Below are 20,142 nucleotides of genomic sequence, written 5' to 3'. Positions count from 1 at the left end.
TCTTTTTCACGACCCTTGAAATGAGAGAGCGAGTTTGGGTCCGGGTGGACCTCTTTTTCAGACCTGGGTGGGTCTTTTTTTCACGAGATAGTTTTTTTTGACCTTGGCGTGTTATAATGGCAATAGAAAGAGTAAAGGTGGGTAAGTCAAAGATGAATTGTACGATTAGAAATATGATTAAGTCTGATATTGAATCCTTATCTCATGGATTTATGAATCAAGGTTGGCCTGCTAGAGAAGAAATCTTAGCAAGCTATTTTTGGGAGCAAGCAAGTGGCGACATAGAAATCTTAGTTGCAGAGATTGATGGTGCTGTAGCGGGCTACGTTACTATTTTGCCCTTAGCTAAACATGGTCCTTTTGCAGAAGTCTATCCAGAATTATCAGATTTTAATGTGTTTGAGCCTTTTCGAAATCAAGGGATTGGGAATCAACTGCTAGAAGAAGCAGAAAAACGAGTCAAGGTTGTTTCGAGTAAGGTCACTCTTGGTGTAGGTTTGCACTTGGGGTATGGTCCTGCCCAGAGATTGTATATCAAACGAGGCTATATTCCAGATGGAACAGGTGTCTGGTATAGAAATAAACCGCTAGAAATGGGTGCAAGTTGTCAAAATGATGATGATTTAGTTTTATACTTATCCAAGGACTTACAATAAAACGGGAAACTTTTTGAAAATAGGGGATTTAGCTACTTTATGGTATAATGGAAAGAGTTAGATTGAAAGAGGTAGTGAGATGGATGCCAAATTAAGATACAAGGCAAAGAAAATCAAGATTGTCTTTTTTGATATTGATGATACATTGAGAAATTCCAAGACAGGTTTTATTCCAGCTTCAATCCCAACTGTTTTTAAGCAATTACGTGAGAAAGGAATCTTGACAGGTATTGCTTCTGGACGAGGGATTTTTGGTGTTGTGCCAGAGATTCGTGAACTCAATCCTGACTTTTTTGTAACCTTAAATGGGGCCTACATCGAAGATAAAAAAGGTCAGGTTATTTACCAACATCAGATCGAGAAGTCAGATGTTGAGGAGTATATCTCTTGGGCCAAGCAAGAGGGAATTGAGTATGGCTTGGTTGGGAGTCATGATGCCAAGTTGTCGACTCGCACCGATATGATTAGTGAAGCGATCAATCCAATTTACCCTGATTTGGATGTAGATCCTAATTTCCATGAAAAAGAAGATATCTATCAGATGTGGACTTTTGAAGATAAAGGTGATGACTTGCACTTGCCTGACAGTCTCTCTGCTAAACTTCGCATGGTTCGTTGGCATCAACATTCGTCTGATATCGTGCCGATTTCAGGCTCCAAAGCGACAGGTGTGGAAAAGGTTGTGGAACACCTTGGCTTGAAACCAGAGAATGTCATGGTCTTTGGAGATGGACTGAATGACTTGGAACTCTTTGATTATGCTGGGATCAGCGTTGCCATGGGAATTTCTCATGATAACATCAAAGAAAAAGCAGATTATATTACAAAAACATTAGAAGAAGATGGCATTTTTGATGCCTTAGAAGGATTTGGTATGGTAGAAAAAGAATTGAATTTCCCACAAGTAGACATTGAAACAGTAGAAGGTCCTATCGCGACTATTAAGACCAATCACGGAAACTTGCGTATTAAGCTCTTCCCTGAACATGCTCCTAAAACAGTGGCTAACTTTGTTGCACTTTCAAAAGATGGCTACTATGATGGTGTCATTTTCCACCGTATTATCAAGGACTTTATGATCCAAGGCGGAGACCCAACTGGAACTGGTATGGGTGGCGAGTCCATCTATGGCGAATCTTTTGAGGATGAGTTCTCAGAAGAACTTTATAACGTCCGTGGTGCCCTTTCTATGGCCAATGCTGGTCCAAATACCAACGGCAGCCAGTTCTTTATCGTGCAAAATCAACATTTGCCTTATTCTAAGAAAGAAATTGCTCGTGGTGGTTGGCCAGAACCGATTGCGGAAATCTATGCCAACCAAGGTGGAACTCCTCATCTAGACCGACGTCACACTGTATTTGGTCAGCTAGCTGATGAAGCTTCTTACGCTGTCTTGGATGCCATTGCTTCTGTTGAGACAGGGGCTATGGACAAGCCAGTTGAAGATATCGTGATTGAAACAATTGAAATCGAGGACTAAGATGAAAATCGGTGATAAGCTAAAGGGCCGTATTACAGGGATTCAGCCCTACGGTGCCTTTGTTGAGCTAGAAACGGGTGATACGGGGCTGATTCACATTTCAGAGATTCGGACAGGCTTTATTGAAAATATCCAAGAAGCTTTGAAAGTCGATGAAGAGGTTCAGGTTCAGGTAGTGGATTTAGATGAATTTACAGGGAAAGCTAGTCTTTCTATCCGCACTTTGGAGGAAGAAAAGCACCAGTTTCCGAGACGGAGACGCTTTTCAAGCGACCGTTTTAACTACGGCTTCGCGCCTCTCAAACGAATGATGCCAATTTGGACCAAGGAAGCTCTCCAACATTTGAAGAATCAGAAGCACTAGTTAGAAACCTCTATCTTTTGTAATGTTAATATGAATTTGCTATAATAGGACCATGGAAGAAGAACAATTATTAAAATCGGGGGAGCGCATTAACCAGCTCTTTTCGACAGATATCAAAATCATTCAAAATAGAGAGGTCTTTAGCTATTCGGTGGATAGTGTTCTCTTGTCACGTTTTCCACGTTTTCCTAAAAAGGGCTTGATAGTGGATTTTTGCGCTGGAAATGGAGCAGTTGGGCTATTTGCTAGCACTCGGACTCAGGCACAGATTTTGGCTGTTGAGATTCAGGAGCGTTTGGCAGATATGGCTGAGCGCTCTGTCCGTTTGAATGGTTTGGAAGAGCAGATGGAGGTCATCTGTGATGATTTGAAAAATATGCCTGCTTACATTCAGGGAAGTAAGGTAGATATGATTTTGTGTAATCCGCCCTATTTCAAGGTGGATCCTCATTCCAATCTGAACGAGAGTGAACATTATCTCTTGGCGCGACATGAAATCACGACTAATTTGCAGGAAATCTGTCGTAGTGCTCAGAGTATTCTCAAATCCAATGGGCGTTTGGCCATGGTTCATCGCCCTGATCGACTTCTGGATATTTTGGATACGTTACAACGACATAATCTAGCGCCTAAGCGTCTGCAATTTGTCTATCCAAAAAGAGAAAAGGAAGCCAATATGCTTTTGATTGAGGCCATCAAGGATGGTTCAACAAGCGGCTTTAAGGTCTTACCACCTCTCATTGTTCACAATGATGATGGCTCTTATACGCCGGAACTCGAAGAGATTTATTATGGATCATAAGGCTTATATGTATGTGCTGGAGTGCCGTGATGGATCCTACTATACAGGCTATACGACTGATGTAAGGAGACGCCTCGCTGTCCACAATAGTGGGAAGGGAGCCAAATATACACGAGCACGCTTGCCAGTCAAACTCATCTATGCTCAAGGTTTTGCCAGTAAGGAAGAAGCCATGTCGGCAGAAGCCCTTCTCAAGCGTAAGAAGAGGCCACAGAAGGAAAGATTTTTATCTGAAAATCAAGATAGAAATTTACTCAGTTATTTTGAAGAATCGTGAGGAGTCCTTTGACTCCTCTTACTTTTGTCAAAAAGCGAAAAAAATGCTACAATAAAGAGAATAAACAAAATGAGGTATAATCATGTCTAAGATTCTAGTATTTGGTCACCAAAATCCAGACTCAGATGCCATCGGGTCATCTGTAGCCTTTGCCTACCTTGCAAAAGAAGCTTATGGTTTGGATACGGAAGCTGTTGCCCTTGGAACTCCAAATGAAGAAACAGCCTTTGTCTTGAACTATTTTGGTGTGGAAGCACCGCGTGTTATCACTTCTGCTAAAGCAGAAGGTGCAGAGCAAGTTATCCTGACTGACCACAATGAATTCCAACAATCTGTATCAGATATCGCTGAAGTAGAAGTTTATGGTGTTGTGGACCACCATCGTGTGGCTAACTTTGAAACTGCAAGCCCACTTTACATGCGTTTGGAGCCAGTTGGATCAGCGTCTTCAATCGTTTACCGTATGTTCAAAGAACATGGTGTAGCTGTGCCTAAAGAGATTGCTGGTTTGATGCTTTCAGGTTTGATTTCAGATACCCTTCTTTTGAAATCACCAACAACACACCCAACAGATACAGTCATTGCTCCTGAATTGGCTGAATTGGCTGGTGTCAACTTGGAAGAATATGGTTTAGCTATGTTGAAAGCTGGTACAAACTTGGCTAGCAAATCTGCTGACGAATTGATTGACATCGATGCTAAAACTTTTGAATTGAACGGAAATAATGTCCGTGTTGCTCAAGTAAACACAGTTGACATCGCTGAAGTATTGGAACGCCAAGCAGAAATTGAAGCTGCAATGCAAGCTGCTAACGCAGCAAACGGCTACTCTGACTTTGTTTTGATGATTACAGATATTGTCAACTCAAACTCAGAAATCTTGGCTCTTGGTGCTAACATGGACAAGGTTGAAGCAGCTTTCAACTTCAAACTTGAAAACAATCATGCCTTCCTTGCTGGTGCTGTTTCACGTAAGAAACAAGTGGTACCTCAATTGACTGAAAGCTTTAATGCTTAAGGTTTTGAGTATTAATTCAAATTAGGAAAGGCTAGTTTGCCTTATATCGAAAGGAGTTTCGGCTCCTTTTTTTCTAGGAGTGAAGTATGTTAGAAAATGGCGATTTGATTTTTGTGAGAGATGAGTCAGATATGGGACAGGCCATCCAGACTTCCACAGGCAACTATAACCATGTTGCCATTTGTTTGGATGGGATGATTTACCACGCTAGTGGAGAATTTGGTGTGGTCTGTCAAGAACCAGCAGAATTCTTTGAGTCCAATCACTTGTACGACCTCTATGTTTACCCAGAAATGGATATCCAGTCTGTGAAGGAAAAAGCTTGCAAACATCTAGGAGCACCCTACAATGCTTCTTTCTATCCAGATGGAGAAGGTTTTTACTGTTCCCAGTACATGGCAGAAATTCTCCCCATTTTTGCAACCATACCTATGAAATTTGGAGATGGGGAGCAGGAGATTAGTGATTTTTGGAGAGAGTATTACAGAGAACTAGGTCTGCCTGTTCCTTTGAACCAGCCGGGGACCAATCCCAGTCAGTTGGCAGCATCGCCTCTGTTAGAATGTAAAGAAAGGAATCTTCATGATTCAGATTTTTAATCCATCTCGTTTGACGAGACAGCCGTTTTTTGGAGAATTGATCCGCTATCTGGACCAGCATGATGATGTAATTCTACGGGAAATTAAGGCTCAATTTCCAGATATAGCAGTTGATAAACTCATGGAAGAGTATATAAAGGCAGGCTTGATTCTACGGGAAAATAAGCGCTATTACCTCAATCTCCCTATGCTTGAGTCACTAGATAATCTAGAACTGGATCAAGAGATTTTTGTTAAAGAAGATAGTCCGGTCTATCAAGCCTTGTTAGAGCAGAGTTTTGAGACGGAATTACGAAATCAAACTAATGCAGCTATTTTAGTTGAAAAGACGGACTTTGCGAGAACAAAAATGACACTGTCCAATTATTTCTACAAGGTCAAACATCAGTATCCTTTGACAGAAAAACAGCAGGTACTCTATGCTATTTTGGGAGATGTCAATCCTGAGTATGCTCTCAAATATATGACGACTTTTTTGCTAAAATTTCTCAAAAAAGATCAACTGATGCAGAAACGACGTGATATCTTTGTGGATAGTTTGGTTGTCCTAGACTATATTGTCCAAAATGAAGAGGGGAAGTATGAGTTGACCGTCGATTTTGACAAGGAGAGATTAACTTTCTACTTAGCTTGAAATTTTGTTTCTGAGCACATTGTTTGACTTTCCTTAGTATTCGGTATAAACTATATGTAACCGGTAACACATATCGGAATAAAACTAAAGGAGACAATCATATGTCACTTGAAAACAAATTGGAACAAGCAACAGGCGCTATCAAAGAAGGATTTGGTAAAGTTACTGGAGATGGTAAGACTGAAGCAGAAGGCGCTGTAGAAAAGACAGTTGCTAAGGCAAAAGAAGTAGTTGAAGATGCTAAAGATGCTGTAGAAGGTGCCGTTGAAGGTTTGAAAAACGCTTTTAAATAAAAATAGAAAAAATCAAGGGTTTCATTTCCCTTGATTTTTTACTATCTTATAAATAATTTTCTGCGACTGCTGCATCTCCTGGATAGGCTTCTTTCTTTCCCTGAACGATTTGGTAGCAATCGGCTCCTTTACCAGCGATAATCACAGCATCTAATTCTTGACTTGTGATAGCCATCGCTGCCTTGATGGCTTCTTGGCGATCCGCAATCTTTTTAACAGGATGATTGATGTAGCTACTAATTTCATCCGCAATGGCCATTGGATCTTCATAGTTGGGGTCATCAGCAGTCAGAAAGACTTGAATCTCAGGGTGTTGGTTCAGGAGGAGGCCAAAGTCCTTACGACGGCTTTCTCCCTTGTTTCCTGTCGAACCAAGAACCAGTGCAATTTTTCCAGTTTGATGAGTTTCTACAACATTGATTAGTTTTTTGAGACTATCACCATTGTGGGCATAGTCGATGAAAACCTTGGCTCCATTTTTCTGAGTGAGGACTTCCATACGACCAGGAACACGGGTTGCAGCGATTCCTTTTTTGATGTCCTTAAGACTAGCTCCGAGACGGAGGCAAGCAAGTCCGGCAGCAACGGCATTTTCTTGGTTGAAGTGTCCAATTAGTTGGATATCATAATCTCCAGCGAGTTTACCCGTAGCTGAAAAACTAAAGGCTTTGGAATTCTCGATTTGGTTTTCAGACTGGCTACCATAGAAATCATGGTCTTGATCTGCCACTTGTTCTTTCAAGACAGAAAAGTGGTCCATGTCACTGTTAATGATAACTGCTCGGCTATTTTCCATCAAGAGACGTTTGTGGTAGAAGTAGTCTTCAAAGCTAGGGTGTTCAATCGGGCCGATATGGTCGGGGCTGATATTGAGGAAAACTCCCACATCAAAGGTTAGACCATAGACACGTTTGACCAGATAGGCCTGACTGGAGACCTCCATGATGAGGTGAGTACGGTCATTTTGCACAGCTTGATTCATCATGTCAAAGAGGTCAATACTCTCAGGGGTTGTCAATGCAGACTTAAAGAAAGTCTTGCCATCTAGAGTTGTATTCATGGTCGAGAGCATAGCAGGTCGATGCCCTTGAGATAAAATGTTATAGGCGAAGTAGGCTGCTGTTGTTTTACCCTTAGTACCAGTAAAGGCAAGGAGTTTGAGTTTTTTCTGTGGATTGCCATAAAATTCCATAGCTACCAAACTCATGGCTTTCTTGATATCACTGACGATGATAGCAGGAATACCAACCTCATAGTCTTTTTCAGCCACATACCAACCGAGGCCTTGAGAGATGGCAGAAATCAGAAATTCCTTCTTAAAGGCAGCACCTTTAACGAAAAAGAGGCTCTTCTCTTTGGCTTTGCGGCTATCATAGCAGATGGTGTCAAATACGACATGGCTGTAGTTGTAGTGATAATGTCCTTGGTCGATAATCTCACGGAAGAGACCATCTTTCTTTAAAATATCTAATACGGTTTCAATCTTAATCATACTTTCTATTGTAAACCGAAAGTCGTAAATTTACAAGTGACAAGGAAAAGTTTATAATGGAAGATGAGGAATTTTTCCTAGTGATTAAAATTAAACGAGGAATCTATGTCTAACGAAAACAATCACCAGCAGGCCCAGATGTTACGGGGGACTGCTTGGCTAACGGCTAGTAACTTTATCAGTCGTCTACTCGGTGCCATTTATATCATCCCTTGGTATATATGGATGGGGTCTTATGCGGCTACAGCAAATGGTCTCTTTACCATGGGCTACAATATCTATGCCTGGTTCTTGCTGGTTTCAACAGCGGGTATTCCAGTTGCGGTGGCCAAGCAAGTGGCCAAGTACAATACCATGCGAGAAGAAGAGCATAGCTTTGCCCTGATTCGGAGCTTTTTAGGATTTATGACAGGACTAGGTCTTGTTTTTGCACTAGTCTTGTATGTCTTTGCTCCTTGGCTAGCAGACTTATCTGGCGTGGGCAAAGACTTAATCCCAATCATGCAGAGCTTGGCTTGGGCGGTCTTGATTTTCCCATCTATGAGTGTGATTCGAGGTTTCTTCCAAGGGATGAATAACCTGAAACCTTATGCCATGAGCCAAATCGCTGAGCAGGTCATTCGTGTTATCTGGATGCTCTTAGCTACCTTTATGATTATGAAAATGGGCTCAGGAGATTATCTAGCAGCGGTTACCCAATCCACCTTTGCTGCCTTTGTCGGCATGGTAGCTAGTTTTGCAGTTTTGATCTATTTCCTTGCTAAAGAAGGATTACTTAAAAGAGTCCTTGAAACAGGAGATAAGATAAACAGCAAGCGTCTTTTGGTCGACACCATTAAGGAAGCCATTCCTTTTATCCTGACAGGGTCTGCTATCCAGCTTTTCCAGATTTTGGACCAGATGACCTTTATCAATAGTATGAGCTGGTTTACCAACTATAGTAATGAAGACTTGGTTGTCATGTTTTCTTATTTCTCTGCCAATCCTAATAAAATCACTATGATTTTGATTTCTGTTGGGGTTTCGATTGGGAGTGTCGGTTTGCCACTTTTGACTGAAAACTATGTGAAAGGTGATTTGAGGTCTGCCTCTAAATTGATTCAAGATAATCTAACGATGCTTCTATTGTTTCTTTTTCCTGCAACTGTGGGAGTGGTCATGGTCGGTGAACCTATTTATACCATATTTTACGGGAAGCCAGATGGTTTGGCATTAGGTTTGTTTATCTTTGCAGTCTTGCAGTCAACCATTTTGGGTGTATATATGGTTTTGTCACCAATGCTTCAGGCTATGTTCCATAATCGTAAAGCAATCCGTTACTTTTTCTATGGTTCGGTTGCTAAGCTAGTCTTGCAATTACCAACAATTTATCTTTTTCACAGTTATGGTCCTTTGATTTCAACATCAATCGCTCTTATCATCCCTATTCTATTCATTTATCGTGAACTATGTAGGGTAACAGGAATGAGAGGTAATGTGGTATTTAGGAGAACGATTTTAATCAGTTTGTTGACTTTTGTTATGTTCATCGGTGTAGGTGCTATCCAGTGGATACTGGGATTTGTCTTCCAACCAAGTGGGCGTTTGTGGAGTTTTCTATATGTAACTCTTGTCGGTGCCATGGGTGGAGGAGTTTATGGAATTATGAGCCTCCGTACCCGTTTATTGGATAAGGTTATTGGAAAAGCTCAAGCAGATCGCTTACGAATCAAATTAAAGTTAACTTAAAAAATATTTATAAATAAAAGGGATAAATTGAACATTTCTATCATAAAATGTTCAATTTATTCTCTTTTTTATTAATTTGTAGAATAATAGCTAAAGTTTGTAGATGGTAATTTAATTTTTCTTAAATTTTACTTAAAAATCTATTGACTAAATAAAACTCAAGTTGTATAATAAGACAAATATTTAAATCAGGAGGTTCTGAAGATGAAAAAGTCTAAAGCCAAGTATGCAACGCTTGCAGGTGTCGTATTAAGTGCAGGTATTTTATTAAGCGCGTGTGGAAATTCCAGCACAGCGTCAAAAACATATAACTATGTTTATGTTAGTGATCCGTCTAGTTTGAATTATCTAGCAGAAAACCGTGCAACAACTAATGATATCGTGGTTAATTTGGTAGATGGGCTCATGGAAAATGACCAGTATGGGAACTATATTCCATCCTTGGCAGAGGATTGGAGTGTTTCTAAGGACGGTTTGACCTATACCTACAAACTGCGTAAAGATGCTAAATGGTATACTGCAGATGGAGATGAATATGCTCCTGTAACTGCCCAAGATTTTGTAACTGGTTTGAAATATGCAGCTGATAAAAAATCAGAAGCCTTGTACTTAGTACAAGAATCCGTCGCTGGTTTGGATGACTATATCACTGGTAAAACAACAGACTTTTCAACTGTCGGAGTCAAGGCTCTTGATGACCAAACGGTTCAATATACCTTGACACGACCAGAATCTTACTGGAACTCAAAAACAACGTCAACTATTCTCTTCCCTGTCAATGCAGATTTCTTGAAATCAAAAGGGGATGATTTTGGGAAGGTAGACCCATCTAGCATTTTGTACAATGGACCTTTCTTGATGAAATCCTTTGTTTCAAAATCTGTCATCGAATTCAAGAAAAATCCTAACTACTGGGATGCTAAAAATGTCTTTGTAGATGATGTGAAATTGGCCTATTATGATGGTAGTGACCAAGATGCACTGGCTCGTAACTTTGTAGAAGGTGCTTATAGCTATGCTCGTCTTTATCCAAATAGTTCAAGTTTTGAAGGAATTAAAGAAAAGAATAAGGACAATATCATCTATAGCTTGCAAGATGCTACTTCTTACTTCTTAAACTTTAACCTAGATAGAAAATCTTATAAATTCACTTCAAAAACAAGTGATGCTGAGAAGAAATCGACTCAAGAAGCGGTTCTTAACAAAAACTTCCGTCAAGCCATCAACTTTGCATATGATCGTACAGCTTACGGGGCTCAATCTCAAGGAGAAGATGGTGCAACTAAGATTTTGCGTAACTTGGTTGTTCCTCCAAACTTTGTAAGTATCAACGGAAAAGACTTTGGTGAAGTAGTAGCCTCTAAGATGGTCAATTATGGTAAGGAATGGCAAGGAATCAACTTTGCGGATGCCCAAGATCCATACTACAATGCTGAAAAAGCCAAAGCCAAATTTGCTGAAGCTAAGAAAGAACTCCAAGCCAAAGGAGTTCAATTCCCTATCCACCTGGACATGACAGTTGACCAAGCTGCTAAAAAGGGTGTCCAAGAGGCAAACTCTATGAAGCAATCTATTGAGGCAGCTTTAGGTGCAGAAAATGTCGTAATTGATATTCAACAACTCACTACTGAAGATTATGATAATACAAGCTATTTGGCTCAGACAGCAGCTCAGAAGGATTATGATCTTTACAACGGTGGTTGGGGTCCTGATTACCAAGATCCTTCAACCTATCTTGATGTCTTTAATGTTAATTCTGGTGGTCTGATGCAAAATCTAGGTTTAGAGCCAGGTGAAGCCAATGACAAGGCCAAGGCTGTTGGACTAGATGTCTACACTCAAATGTTGGAAGAAGCCAATAAGGAACAAGATCTTGCAAAACGCTATGAAAAGTATGCTGATATCCAAGCGTGGTTGGTAGATAGCGCTTTAGCAATTCCAAATGTGTCTAAGGGTGGAACACCAGTATTGAGAAAGACAGTTCCTTTCTCAGAACCATATTCATTAGCTGGTAATAAAGGTATTGAATCATATAAATACCTCAAAGTACAAGATAAGACAGTCACAAAAGAAGAATATGAAAAAGCCAAAGAAAAATGGCTGAAAGAAAAAGAAGAATCCAATAAAAAAGCCCAAGAAGAATTGGCAAAACACGTCAAATAAGGATTTTTCAAGAAAAACGATGGTTTCGAAAGAAGCTGTCGTTTTTTATATAGTTTGAAACTATAACTAGCTCTTGAAAAGAAGAAAATGAGTTGATGAAAATAAGTGGTACAATAGTTACTATAGATTTGGAGGTATTGTATGAGCAAGGAATTACACATTAACACAATTTTGGCCCAGGCGGGTATCAAGTCAGATGAAGCGACAGGAGCTTTGGTGACACCGATTCATTTTTCGACGACTTATCAGCACCCAGAGTTTGGTCAGTCTACTGGATTTGACTATACGCGCACCAAAAACCCAACTCGCAGTAAGGCGGAAGAAGTCTTGGCGGCTATTGAGTCCGCAGACTATGCCCTAGCGACTAGCTCAGGGATGTCAGCTATTGTACTGGCCTTTAGTGTCTTCCCAGTAGGAAGTAAGGTCTTGGCTGTCCGTGACCTTTACGGTGGTTCTTTCCGCTGGTTCAACCAAGTGGAGCAGGAAGGCCGTTTCCATTTTACCTATGCCAATACAGAAGAAGAGTTGATTGCCGAGTTAGAAAAGGACGTGGATGTTCTCTATATCGAAACCCCAACCAATCCCTTGATGTTGGAATTTGATATCGAAAAACTAGCCAAATTGGCTCATGCTAAGGGTGCCAAAGTGGTGGTAGACAATACCTTCTACAGCCCTATCTACCAACGTCCGATTGAAGATGGAGCAGATATCGTTCTCCATTCAGCAACCAAGTATCTAGCAGGTCACAATGATGTCTTGGCTGGAGTGGTTGTGACCAGTAGTTTAGAACTATACGAGAAACTCTTTTACAATCTCAATACGACAGGGGCAGTCTTGTCTCCGTTTGATAGTTATCAATTGATTCGTGGTCTCAAGACCTTGTCTCTTCGTATGGAGCGCTCAACAGCCAATGCCCAAGAAGTGGTTGCCTTTTTGAAGGACTCTCCAGCAGTCAAGGAAGTTCTCTACACTGGGCGTGGAGGTATGATTTCCTTTAAAGTAGCGGATGAAACACGCATTCCGCATATCTTGAACAGCCTAAAAGTCTTCTCCTTTGCGGAAAGTTTAGGTGGGGTGGAAAGTCTCATTACTTATCCAACGACTCAAACCCACGCTGATATTCCAGCAGAAGTACGCCATTCTTATGGTTTGACAGATGACCTCTTGCGCTTGTCAATTGGGATTGAAGATGCTAGAGATTTGATTGCAGATTTGCGCCAAGCATTAGAAGGATAAGACAAAGATGGGAAAATATGATTTTACAAGCCTGCCCAATCGTTTAGGGCACCATACTTATAAATGGAAAGAAGCAGAAATGGATAGTGAAGTCCTACCAGCTTGGATAGCGGATATGGACTTTGTAGTCTTGCCTGAAATCCGCCAAGCTGTGCAAACTTACGCTGATCAACTGGTTTATGGCTATACCTATGCCAGTGAAGAGTTAATTAAGGAAGTTCAAAAGTGGGAAGCCACACAACACGGTTACCACTTTGACAAAGAGGCTCTTGTCTTTATCGAGGGTGTGGTTCCAGCTATCTCAACAGCTATTCAAGCTTTCACAAAAGAAGGCGAAGCGGTTCTGATTAACACACCTGTCTACCCACCTTTTGCTCGCAGTGTCAAGTTGAATAATCGTAGATTGATTACCAATTCTTTAGTGGAAAAGGATGGTCTGTTTGAGATTGACTTTGATCAACTTGAAAAGGATTTGGTGGAAGAAGAGGTCAAACTCTATATTCTTTGCAACCCTCACAATCCTGGTGGACGTGTGTGGGAAAAAGAAGTCTTGGAGAAGATTGGCCAACTCTGCCAGAAACATGGTGTTTTATTAGTTTCGGACGAGATTCACCAAGATTTGGCCCTTTTTGGTCACAGACACCATTCTTTCAATACCATTAATCCTGCCTTCAAAGATTTTGCGATTGTCTTGAGTAGTGCCACTAAAACCTTTAATATTGCAGGAACAAAAAATTCCTATGCAATCATTGAAAATCCTAAGTTGAGACTGGCTTACCAGAAACGCCAGTTGGCCAATAATCAGCATGAAATTTCAGGCTTGGGTTATTTGGCGACAGAAGCTGCCTATAGATATGGGAAGGATTGGCTAGAGGAACTCAAGCAAGTCTTTGAAGACCACATCAATTATGTGGTGGATTTATTTGGTAAAGAGACTAAAATCAAGGTTATGAAACCGCAAGGAACCTACTTGATTTGGCTTGATTTTTCAGCCTATGACCTGACTGATGAAAGATTGCAAGAGCTGTTGAGAAATGAAGCTAAGGTTATCCTTAACCGTGGTTTGGATTTTGGAGAGGAAGGAAGTCTTCATGCCCGCCTCAATGTAGCCATGCCTAAAACTCTGTTGCAAGAAGTTTGTCAGCGGATTGTGGCGACTTTTGCCAAACTTTAATAATCCAGCCTTCTAGGAGAAAAGTCTTCCTAGGAGGCTATTTTCATAGAGGAAAATATGGTATAATAAAAAGATAAGGTAAAGGTAGAAATATGGCTAAATTGATTCCGGGGAAAGTCCGTATCGAAGGCGTTGCCCTTTATGAAACTGGTAAAGTTGACATCATCAAGGAAAAGAACAATCGGCTCTACGCTCGCGTTGCAGAGGAAGAACTGCGCTATAGTTTAGAGGATGATTTGGTTTTTTGTGCCTGCGATTTTTTCCAAAAGAGGGGCTACTGTGTGCACTTGGCGGCGCTGGAGCATTTTCTGAAAAATGATGAGAGTGGTCAGGAAATTTTGCAAAGTCTGGAAGATGGTCATGAAGAAAAAGAGGCCGTTGAAACCAAGGTAACCTTGGGTGGCAAATTTTTGGACCGAATCTTGCCTCCAAAAGCAGAACGTGCCTATGAATTATCGGCTGTGGGGCAAGTGGAAGCAGGAACCAATCATATCTTGTGGACCCTTAGAATCGGGCAAATCAATAGCCAAAAATACTATGTCATTCGGGACATTCCACTCTTTTTAAGGGTTGTCGAGCAGAGAAAACCTTATATGATTGGTAAAACTTATGAGGAGTCTCTGTCTTTGGAAGCCTTTGATGAAACCAGCCAAGAGCTTCTGACTTTCTTGCGGGGACTAGTGGAGGAAGGACTGACTCCAGACCTCTTTTTCCAAAATCAAGGCCGACACCTTTTTTTCCCTCTGACCTTTTTTGAGCAGGGTGTGAATTTACTGATGACTCTGCCCCATTTTCAATTTGACCATCAAGTGGATAGCTACCAAACACTGCTCTTTCAGGATATGAATGCGGATGCCAATCTATTTGCCTTTACAGTAACAGAATACTCTGACTATTTTGAAATGGAAATCAGCGAGAGCCCTAGGGTCAATGTCTTTTATCAGGGAGCTGTGCTATTCCATAAAGGACAGGTTTATTTTCTAACAGACCAGCAGATGCGTCTTCTCAAGGAAATCAAAGCGCTGTCTGTGGATCAACATGGAAAGAAATATCTGCAATTTGATAGCAGTGACCGCGATAAATTGGCTTCTTGTTTAACTCTTTTTAGCCAGATGGGCACTATTTCAGCTCCAGAACGCTTACAAATCAAAACTTTTGCTCCCTATTTTTACTTTGACAGGGAAGAGGATAACCGGATTCGTCTAGAAATTCAGTTTGATTATGGAGACAGCCAGGTCTCTAGCCGACAAGAGCTGGAAGAATTGCCATTTTCGAGTGATGCTAACTTAGAAGAAAAAATTTTCCAAGTTTGTCTGGCTGCGGGCTTTGAAGCAGATTTTCAATCTTGGCGTCAGGCCTTAAAAGCGGAGTCTGTCTATCATTTCTTCCATGAAATCATTCCAATATTTGAAAAACTCGGGCATGTTGACCTATCAGACAAGCTAGAAGAACTTTATAGCCTAGCGAGTCCTCAAGTGCAGATTGCTTCTAAGGGAGGTCTCTTGGAAATCCAGTTTGATTTTCAAGATATTGCCCAAGAGGAAATTGACCAAGCCATGCAGGCCTTGGTTGCCAACCAAGATTTTTACATTGATTCGTCCAATCAAGTCTACTTTTTCGATGACGAAACCAAGAAAATTCGCCAAAATCTACAGGAACTAGGGCAATTTGAATTAAAAGATGGTGCCTTGCAGGCACGAAAATCCATGGCTTATAGTTTAGCTCATCTCTTTGAAGGACGTGACCGTGTTTCTTTTTCACAAGAATTCCAGAATCTGGCCCACGACTTGACACATCCAGAGGACTTCCCTCGACAAACAACTCAAGTTCAGGCTGACTTGCGAGATTATCAGGAAAAGGGAATCGGCTGGTTGCAAATGCTCTATCATTATGGTTTTGGTGGGATTTTGGCTGATGATATGGGACTTGGTAAAACCCTGCAGACTATTGCTTTTTTGACCAGTCAAGTGACAAAAGAAAGTCGGGTTTTGATTTTAGCTCCGTCAGGTTTGATTTACAACTGGGCAGATGAGTTTCAGAAATTTGCTCCACAGTTGGATGTGGCTGTTGTTCATGGATTGAAAGCTAGTCGTGAAGAGATTCTTGCTGAGAGCCATCAAATCTTTGTGACGAGTTATGCCACCTTCCGTCAGGACAGTGATCTTTATCAGGGGATAGCCTTTGACTTCCTTTTCTTAGATGAGGCTCAGGTCATGAAAAACGCCCAGACCAAGATTGCCCAGACTTTGAGACAATTTGTGGTGCCGTCAGTTTTTGCCTTGTCAGGAACTCCTATTGAAAACCATCTGGGTGAGTTGTGGTCTATTTTCCAAATCGTCATGCCAGGACTTTTGCCAAGCAAGAAAGAATTTATGAAATTACCAGCTGAGCGCGTTGCTCAGTTTATCAAACCTTTCGTGATGCGGCGCAAGAAAGAAGAAGTTCTGACTGAATTGCCAGATTTAATTGAAGTAGTTTATAAAAATGAACTGGAAGACCAGCAAAAGGCTATTTACCTAGCCCAGTTACAACAAATGCGGGACCGTCTGGCTCAAGTGTCAGACCAAGAATTCCAACGAAGTCGAGTGGAAATCTTGTCTGGTTTGATGCGCTTGCGTCAAATCTGTGACACCCCTGCTCTCTTTATGGAAGATTATCAGGGAGCCAGTGGTAAACTGGATAGTCTACGAGACCTGCTGGTACAGGTGGCAGACGGTGGACACCGTGTCTTGATTTTCTCGCAGTTCAAGGGAATGTTGGAAAAAATTGAACAAGAACTGCCAGACTTGGGCTTGACTTCCTTTAAAATTACGGGGTCAACCCCAGCCAAGGAAAGACAAGACATGACCAAGGCTTTTAACCAAGGGGAGAGAGATGCCTTTCTGATTTCCCTTAAGGCTGGTGGTGTTGGTCTGAACCTGACAGGTGCTGATACTGTTATCTTGGTTGACCTTTGGTGGAATCCTGCGGTGGAAGCGCAAGCTATTGGCCGTGCCCATCGGATGGGTCAGGAAGAAACGGTTGAGGTTTATCGCTTAGTGACCAGGGGAACCATTGAAGAAAAAATTCAGGAACTCCAAGAACAAAAGAAACATCTGGTGTCACAAGTATTGGACGGCACAGAGTCACGTGGCAGTCTGACCCTAGCAGAAATTAGAGAAATTTTGGGAATTTCTGAAGCCAGCACTTGAAAAATCAAGACAATACGCTATAATGAAGTGTTGAAAGGAAATAGAAAATGAGAGAAGAACGATTTCCATTGGTCTCAGATGATGAGGTCATGCTGACTGAGATGCCGGTTATGGACCTCTATGATGAATCTGACTTTATCAGTAATATCAAGGGAGAATACCGTGATAGGAATTATCTGGAGTGGGCCCCTATTACTGAAGAAAAACCAGTCAAACCGATTGAAAAGCCAGTAGAGAAACCTAAGAAGGCTGGTTTAGGAGTTAAAAAAGAAGGAAAGAGCTATGCGGAGGTGGCGCGTGAAGAAGCGCGTGCGGATTTGAAAAAGAAACGCTCAGCAAGCTATCTGACTAAGGATATTACTCCTACAAGGCGCCCTTCTCAGCAACGTTTGATTAGACAGGGCAATCAACCGACAGCGCCTTTCCAAAAGGAAAATCCTGGTGAATTTGTCAAATATAGCCAAAAATTGACCCAGTCTCATTACATCTTGGCGGAAGAAGTGAGCAATATTTCGATTCAAGCTGAGCCAAAAGAAACTTCAGGCCCAAAGAAAAACAACTATGATTTTCTGAAGAAGAGCCAAATTTATAATAAAAAGAATAAACAAAAAGAACAAGAACGTCAGGTTGCCCAAGAGTTGAATCTGACTAGAATTACGGAATAGGGGAGAAAACATGTCAAAGACATATCATTTTATCGGAATTAAGGGATCAGGGATGAGTGCCTTGGCCTTGATGTTGCACCAAATGGGGCATAAGGTACAGGGTTCAGATGTTGAAAAGTACTACTTTACTCAACGTGGTCTTGAGCAGGCAGGAATTACCATTCTTCCTTTTGATGAAAAGAATCTAGACGGTGATATGGAAATTATCGCTGGAAATGCCTTTCGTCCAGATAACAACGTCGAAATTGCCTATGCGGACCAAAATGGCATTAGCTACAAACGTTACCATGAGTTCCTAGGTAGCTTTATGCGTGACTTTGTCAGCATGGGAGTAGCTGGAGCGCATGGAAAAACTTCAACGACAGGTATGTTGTCTCATGTCTTGTCTCATATCACAGATACTAGCTTCTTGATTGGAGATGGGACAGGCCGTGGTTCAGCCAATGCCAAATATTTTGTTTTTGAATCTGACGAATATGAGCGTCACTTCATGCCATACCACCCAGAATACTCTATTATTACCAATATTGACTTTGACCATCCAGACTATTTCACAAGTCTAGAGGATGTTTTCAATGCCTTTAACGACTATGCTAAACAAATTACCAAAGGTTTGTTTATCTACGGTGAAGATGCTGAGTTACGCAAAATTACGTCTGATGCACCAATTTATTATTATGGTTTTGAAGCAGACGGTAATGACTTTGTAGCTAGCGATCTCCTTCGTTCAACAACTGGTTCAACCTTCACAGTTCACTTCCGTGGACAAGAGTTGGGTCAATTCCACATTCCAACCTTTGGTCGTCACAATATCATGAATGCGACAGCCGTTATTGGTCTTCTTTACACAGCAGGATTTGATTTGAACTTGGTGCGTGAACACTTGAAAACATTTGCCGGTGTTAAGCGTCGTTTCACTGAGAAAATTGTCAATGATACGGTGATTATCGATGACTTTGCCCACCATCCAACAGAAATTATTGCGACCTTGGATGCGGCTCGTCAGAAATACCCAAGCAAGGAAATAGTAGCAGTCTTCCAACCCCATACTTTTACAAGAACCATTGCCTTGTTGGACGAATTTGCCCATGCTTTGAACCAGGCGGATGCTGTTTACCTAGCGCAAATCTATGGATCAGCTCGTGAAGTGGATCATGGTGATGTTAAGGTAGAAGACCTAGCCAATAAAATCAACAAGAAACACCAAGTTATCACTGTTGAAAATGTTTCTCCACTCCTTGACCATGATAATGCTGTTTATGTCTTTATGGGTGCAGGAGACATCCAAACCTATGAATACTCATTCGAGCGTCTCTTGTCTAATTTGACAAGCAATGTTCAATAGGCTATTCACATGGAAATTCCAATTAAGATCATTCAGGCAAGTGAGTCTGATTTGGCTGAGATAGAGGCTCTTCAGGCCTCGTCTTTTCCAGCTGTCAAGCAGCTGACTTCCCATATTTTAGAAGAAAGTATCCGTAAGTCTGCGGATACCTTTCTTCTAGCTAGGGATGAAAATCAGATTGTGGGCTATGTTCTAGGTGGCCCTCAGTCCCACAATCCGCAATGTCTAGAAGTACATTCTTTAGTCATCGAGGCTGACCATCAGAGACAGGGCTTGGGCACGCTTCTTCTTGCTGCCTTGAAAGAGGTGGCAGTTGAGCTGGATTACAAAGCTATTCGTTTGAAGAGTCCTGATGAGTTGCTATCCTATTTTGAAATGAACGGTTTTATTGATGAAGAAGAAGCAACTTCGCTTTATGCAGCTAATCAAGATTTTAGTATGATTTGGTTTAATCCCTTTTATCTGGAGGCACAATGGAAATTAGGAAAGCAAGATTAGAAGATTTAGATCGTATCGTTGAGATTGAACTAGAAAATTTCTCGATTGAAGAAGCCATTCCTCGCTCGGTTTTTGAAGCTCATTTGCGAGAAATTGAGACCTCTTTTCTGGTTGCAGAAAAAGAAGGCAGAATCATGGGGTATATCGAAGGGCCGGTTGGACCACACCGCCATCTGCAGGATCAGTCTTTTACAGAAGAGATAGAAGATTACAGTCGTGAGTCTGGTGGCTATATCTCTGTGACCTGTCTTTCTATTGCCAAGGAGGCACAGGGCCTTGGACTTGGTCAGAAATTACTAACAGCCTTGAAAGAGTTGGCTCTTGAACACGAAAGAGAAGGTATTAACCTAACCTGTCATAATTATCTCATTGCCTACTACGAAAAGCATGGATTTGTCAATGAAGGCCAGTCTCAGTCAACCTTTGCAGGGGAAACCTGGTATGATATGGTCTGGGAAGCTAAAAAATAAGCTAGAAAAGCATGCTAGGTTGCTTTTCTTTCGTTTTTAAGATATAATATTATGGAT

The 20,142-nt window shown here is 41.3% G+C and carries 19 protein-coding genes; 18 read left to right on the top strand and 1 reads right to left on the bottom strand.

Annotation, left to right across the window (positions count from 1 at the left end):
• The first annotated feature begins 152 nt into the window (after nucleotides 1–152).
• The 9 genes from D7D53_RS05775 to D7D53_RS05735 all read left to right on the top strand — a co-directional run bounded on the left by D7D53_RS05775 (nucleotide 153) and on the right by D7D53_RS05735 (nucleotide 6,123).
• Nucleotides 153–656 carry a GNAT family N-acetyltransferase gene (locus tag D7D53_RS05775; RefSeq protein WP_120770861.1) on the top strand — a complete coding sequence of 168 codons (504 nt, stop codon included), beginning with the start codon at nucleotides 153–155 and terminating at the stop codon, nucleotides 654–656.
• Nucleotides 657–735: 79 nt separating this feature from the next.
• The gene (locus D7D53_RS05770; RefSeq protein WP_120770407.1) at nucleotides 736–2,136 is read left to right on the top strand and encodes a bifunctional Cof-type HAD-IIB family hydrolase/peptidylprolyl isomerase; all 1,401 of its coding nucleotides are present in this window, start codon (nucleotides 736–738) and stop codon (nucleotides 2,134–2,136) included.
• A 1-nt stretch (nucleotide 2,137) separates the two neighbouring features.
• Nucleotides 2,138–2,500, top strand: a complete 363-nt coding sequence (locus D7D53_RS05765) for a S1 RNA-binding domain-containing protein (RefSeq protein ID WP_000689605.1) — start codon at nucleotides 2,138–2,140, stop codon at nucleotides 2,498–2,500.
• Between the two features lie 52 nt (nucleotides 2,501–2,552).
• Complete coding sequence (locus D7D53_RS05760) at nucleotides 2,553–3,302, top strand: tRNA1(Val) (adenine(37)-N6)-methyltransferase (RefSeq protein ID WP_033685376.1); 750 nt, start codon at nucleotides 2,553–2,555, stop codon at nucleotides 3,300–3,302.
• Nucleotides 3,292–3,579 carry a GIY-YIG nuclease family protein gene (locus tag D7D53_RS05755; protein ID WP_033689123.1) on the top strand — a complete coding sequence of 96 codons (288 nt, stop codon included), beginning with the start codon at nucleotides 3,292–3,294 and terminating at the stop codon, nucleotides 3,577–3,579. The genes D7D53_RS05760 and D7D53_RS05755 overlap by 11 nt, the downstream gene beginning before the upstream one ends.
• A gap of 82 nt (nucleotides 3,580–3,661) precedes the next feature.
• Nucleotides 3,662–4,597, top strand: a complete 936-nt coding sequence (locus tag D7D53_RS05750) for a manganese-dependent inorganic pyrophosphatase (protein WP_049488515.1) — start codon at nucleotides 3,662–3,664, stop codon at nucleotides 4,595–4,597.
• 86 nt (nucleotides 4,598–4,683) lie between these two features.
• Nucleotides 4,684–5,196 (top strand): YiiX/YebB-like N1pC/P60 family cysteine hydrolase, encoded by a 513-nt coding sequence (locus D7D53_RS05745; RefSeq protein WP_120770406.1) that lies wholly within the window; start codon nucleotides 4,684–4,686, stop codon nucleotides 5,194–5,196.
• On the top strand, nucleotides 5,180–5,830 hold the full coding sequence (locus tag D7D53_RS05740; RefSeq protein WP_120770405.1) for a DUF1803 domain-containing protein: 651 nt from the start codon (nucleotides 5,180–5,182) through the stop codon (nucleotides 5,828–5,830). Before D7D53_RS05745 ends, D7D53_RS05740 begins: the two co-directional genes overlap by 17 nt.
• A gap of 101 nt (nucleotides 5,831–5,931) precedes the next feature.
• Nucleotides 5,932–6,123: a CsbD family protein gene (locus D7D53_RS05735; protein ID WP_049488510.1), complete on the top strand. Its 192-nt coding sequence runs from the start codon at nucleotides 5,932–5,934 to the stop codon at nucleotides 6,121–6,123.
• A 46-nt stretch (nucleotides 6,124–6,169) separates the two neighbouring features.
• On the opposite strand, the gene D7D53_RS05730 is transcribed toward D7D53_RS05735, so the two are convergent.
• Complete coding sequence (locus D7D53_RS05730; RefSeq protein WP_120770404.1) at nucleotides 6,170–7,615, bottom strand: UDP-N-acetylmuramoyl-L-alanyl-D-glutamate--L-lysine ligase; 1,446 nt, start codon at nucleotides 7,613–7,615, stop codon at nucleotides 6,170–6,172.
• 105 nt (nucleotides 7,616–7,720) lie between these two features.
• Between D7D53_RS05730 and D7D53_RS05725 the strand changes: the two genes are divergently transcribed.
• The 9 genes from D7D53_RS05725 (at nucleotide 7,721) to D7D53_RS05685 (ending at nucleotide 20,085) form a co-directional block, all read left to right on the top strand.
• Nucleotides 7,721–9,343 (top strand): putative polysaccharide biosynthesis protein, encoded by a 1,623-nt coding sequence (locus D7D53_RS05725; protein ID WP_120770403.1) that lies wholly within the window; start codon nucleotides 7,721–7,723, stop codon nucleotides 9,341–9,343.
• A gap of 204 nt (nucleotides 9,344–9,547) precedes the next feature.
• Nucleotides 9,548–11,506 (top strand): peptide ABC transporter substrate-binding protein, encoded by a 1,959-nt coding sequence (locus D7D53_RS05720; RefSeq protein ID WP_120770402.1) that lies wholly within the window; start codon nucleotides 9,548–9,550, stop codon nucleotides 11,504–11,506.
• A 141-nt stretch (nucleotides 11,507–11,647) separates the two neighbouring features.
• Entirely contained in the window at nucleotides 11,648–12,742 is a 1,095-nt protein-coding gene (locus D7D53_RS05715) for a cystathionine gamma-synthase (protein ID WP_120770401.1), read from the top strand.
• Between the two features lie 7 nt (nucleotides 12,743–12,749).
• Nucleotides 12,750–13,916 carry a MalY/PatB family protein gene (locus D7D53_RS05710; protein WP_120770400.1) on the top strand — a complete coding sequence of 389 codons (1,167 nt, stop codon included), beginning with the start codon at nucleotides 12,750–12,752 and terminating at the stop codon, nucleotides 13,914–13,916.
• A 92-nt stretch (nucleotides 13,917–14,008) separates the two neighbouring features.
• Nucleotides 14,009–17,107: a pilus expression-regulating Snf2 family helicase gene (locus tag D7D53_RS05705; protein WP_120770399.1), complete on the top strand. Its 3,099-nt coding sequence runs from the start codon at nucleotides 14,009–14,011 to the stop codon at nucleotides 17,105–17,107.
• Nucleotides 17,108–17,154: 47 nt separating this feature from the next.
• Entirely contained in the window at nucleotides 17,155–17,772 is a 618-nt protein-coding gene (locus D7D53_RS05700; RefSeq protein WP_120770398.1) for a divisome accessory protein ZapJ, read from the top strand.
• Between the two features lie 10 nt (nucleotides 17,773–17,782).
• Entirely contained in the window at nucleotides 17,783–19,117 is a 1,335-nt protein-coding gene (gene murC / locus D7D53_RS05695) for a UDP-N-acetylmuramate--L-alanine ligase (protein ID WP_120770397.1), read from the top strand.
• Between the two features lie 9 nt (nucleotides 19,118–19,126).
• Entirely contained in the window at nucleotides 19,127–19,615 is a 489-nt protein-coding gene (locus D7D53_RS05690) for a GNAT family N-acetyltransferase (protein WP_120770396.1), read from the top strand.
• Entirely contained in the window at nucleotides 19,591–20,085 is a 495-nt protein-coding gene (locus tag D7D53_RS05685; RefSeq protein ID WP_120770395.1) for a GNAT family N-acetyltransferase, read from the top strand. Before D7D53_RS05690 ends, D7D53_RS05685 begins: the two co-directional genes overlap by 25 nt.
• Nucleotides 20,086–20,142: the final 57 nt, after the last annotated feature.

This window comes from Streptococcus gwangjuense (assembly GCF_003627155.1).
Lineage (GTDB): Bacteria > Bacillota > Bacilli > Lactobacillales > Streptococcaceae > Streptococcus > Streptococcus gwangjuensis.
Note: the sequence above shows the minus strand (reverse complement) of the source record. Positions and strands in the feature narration are given on the sequence as shown.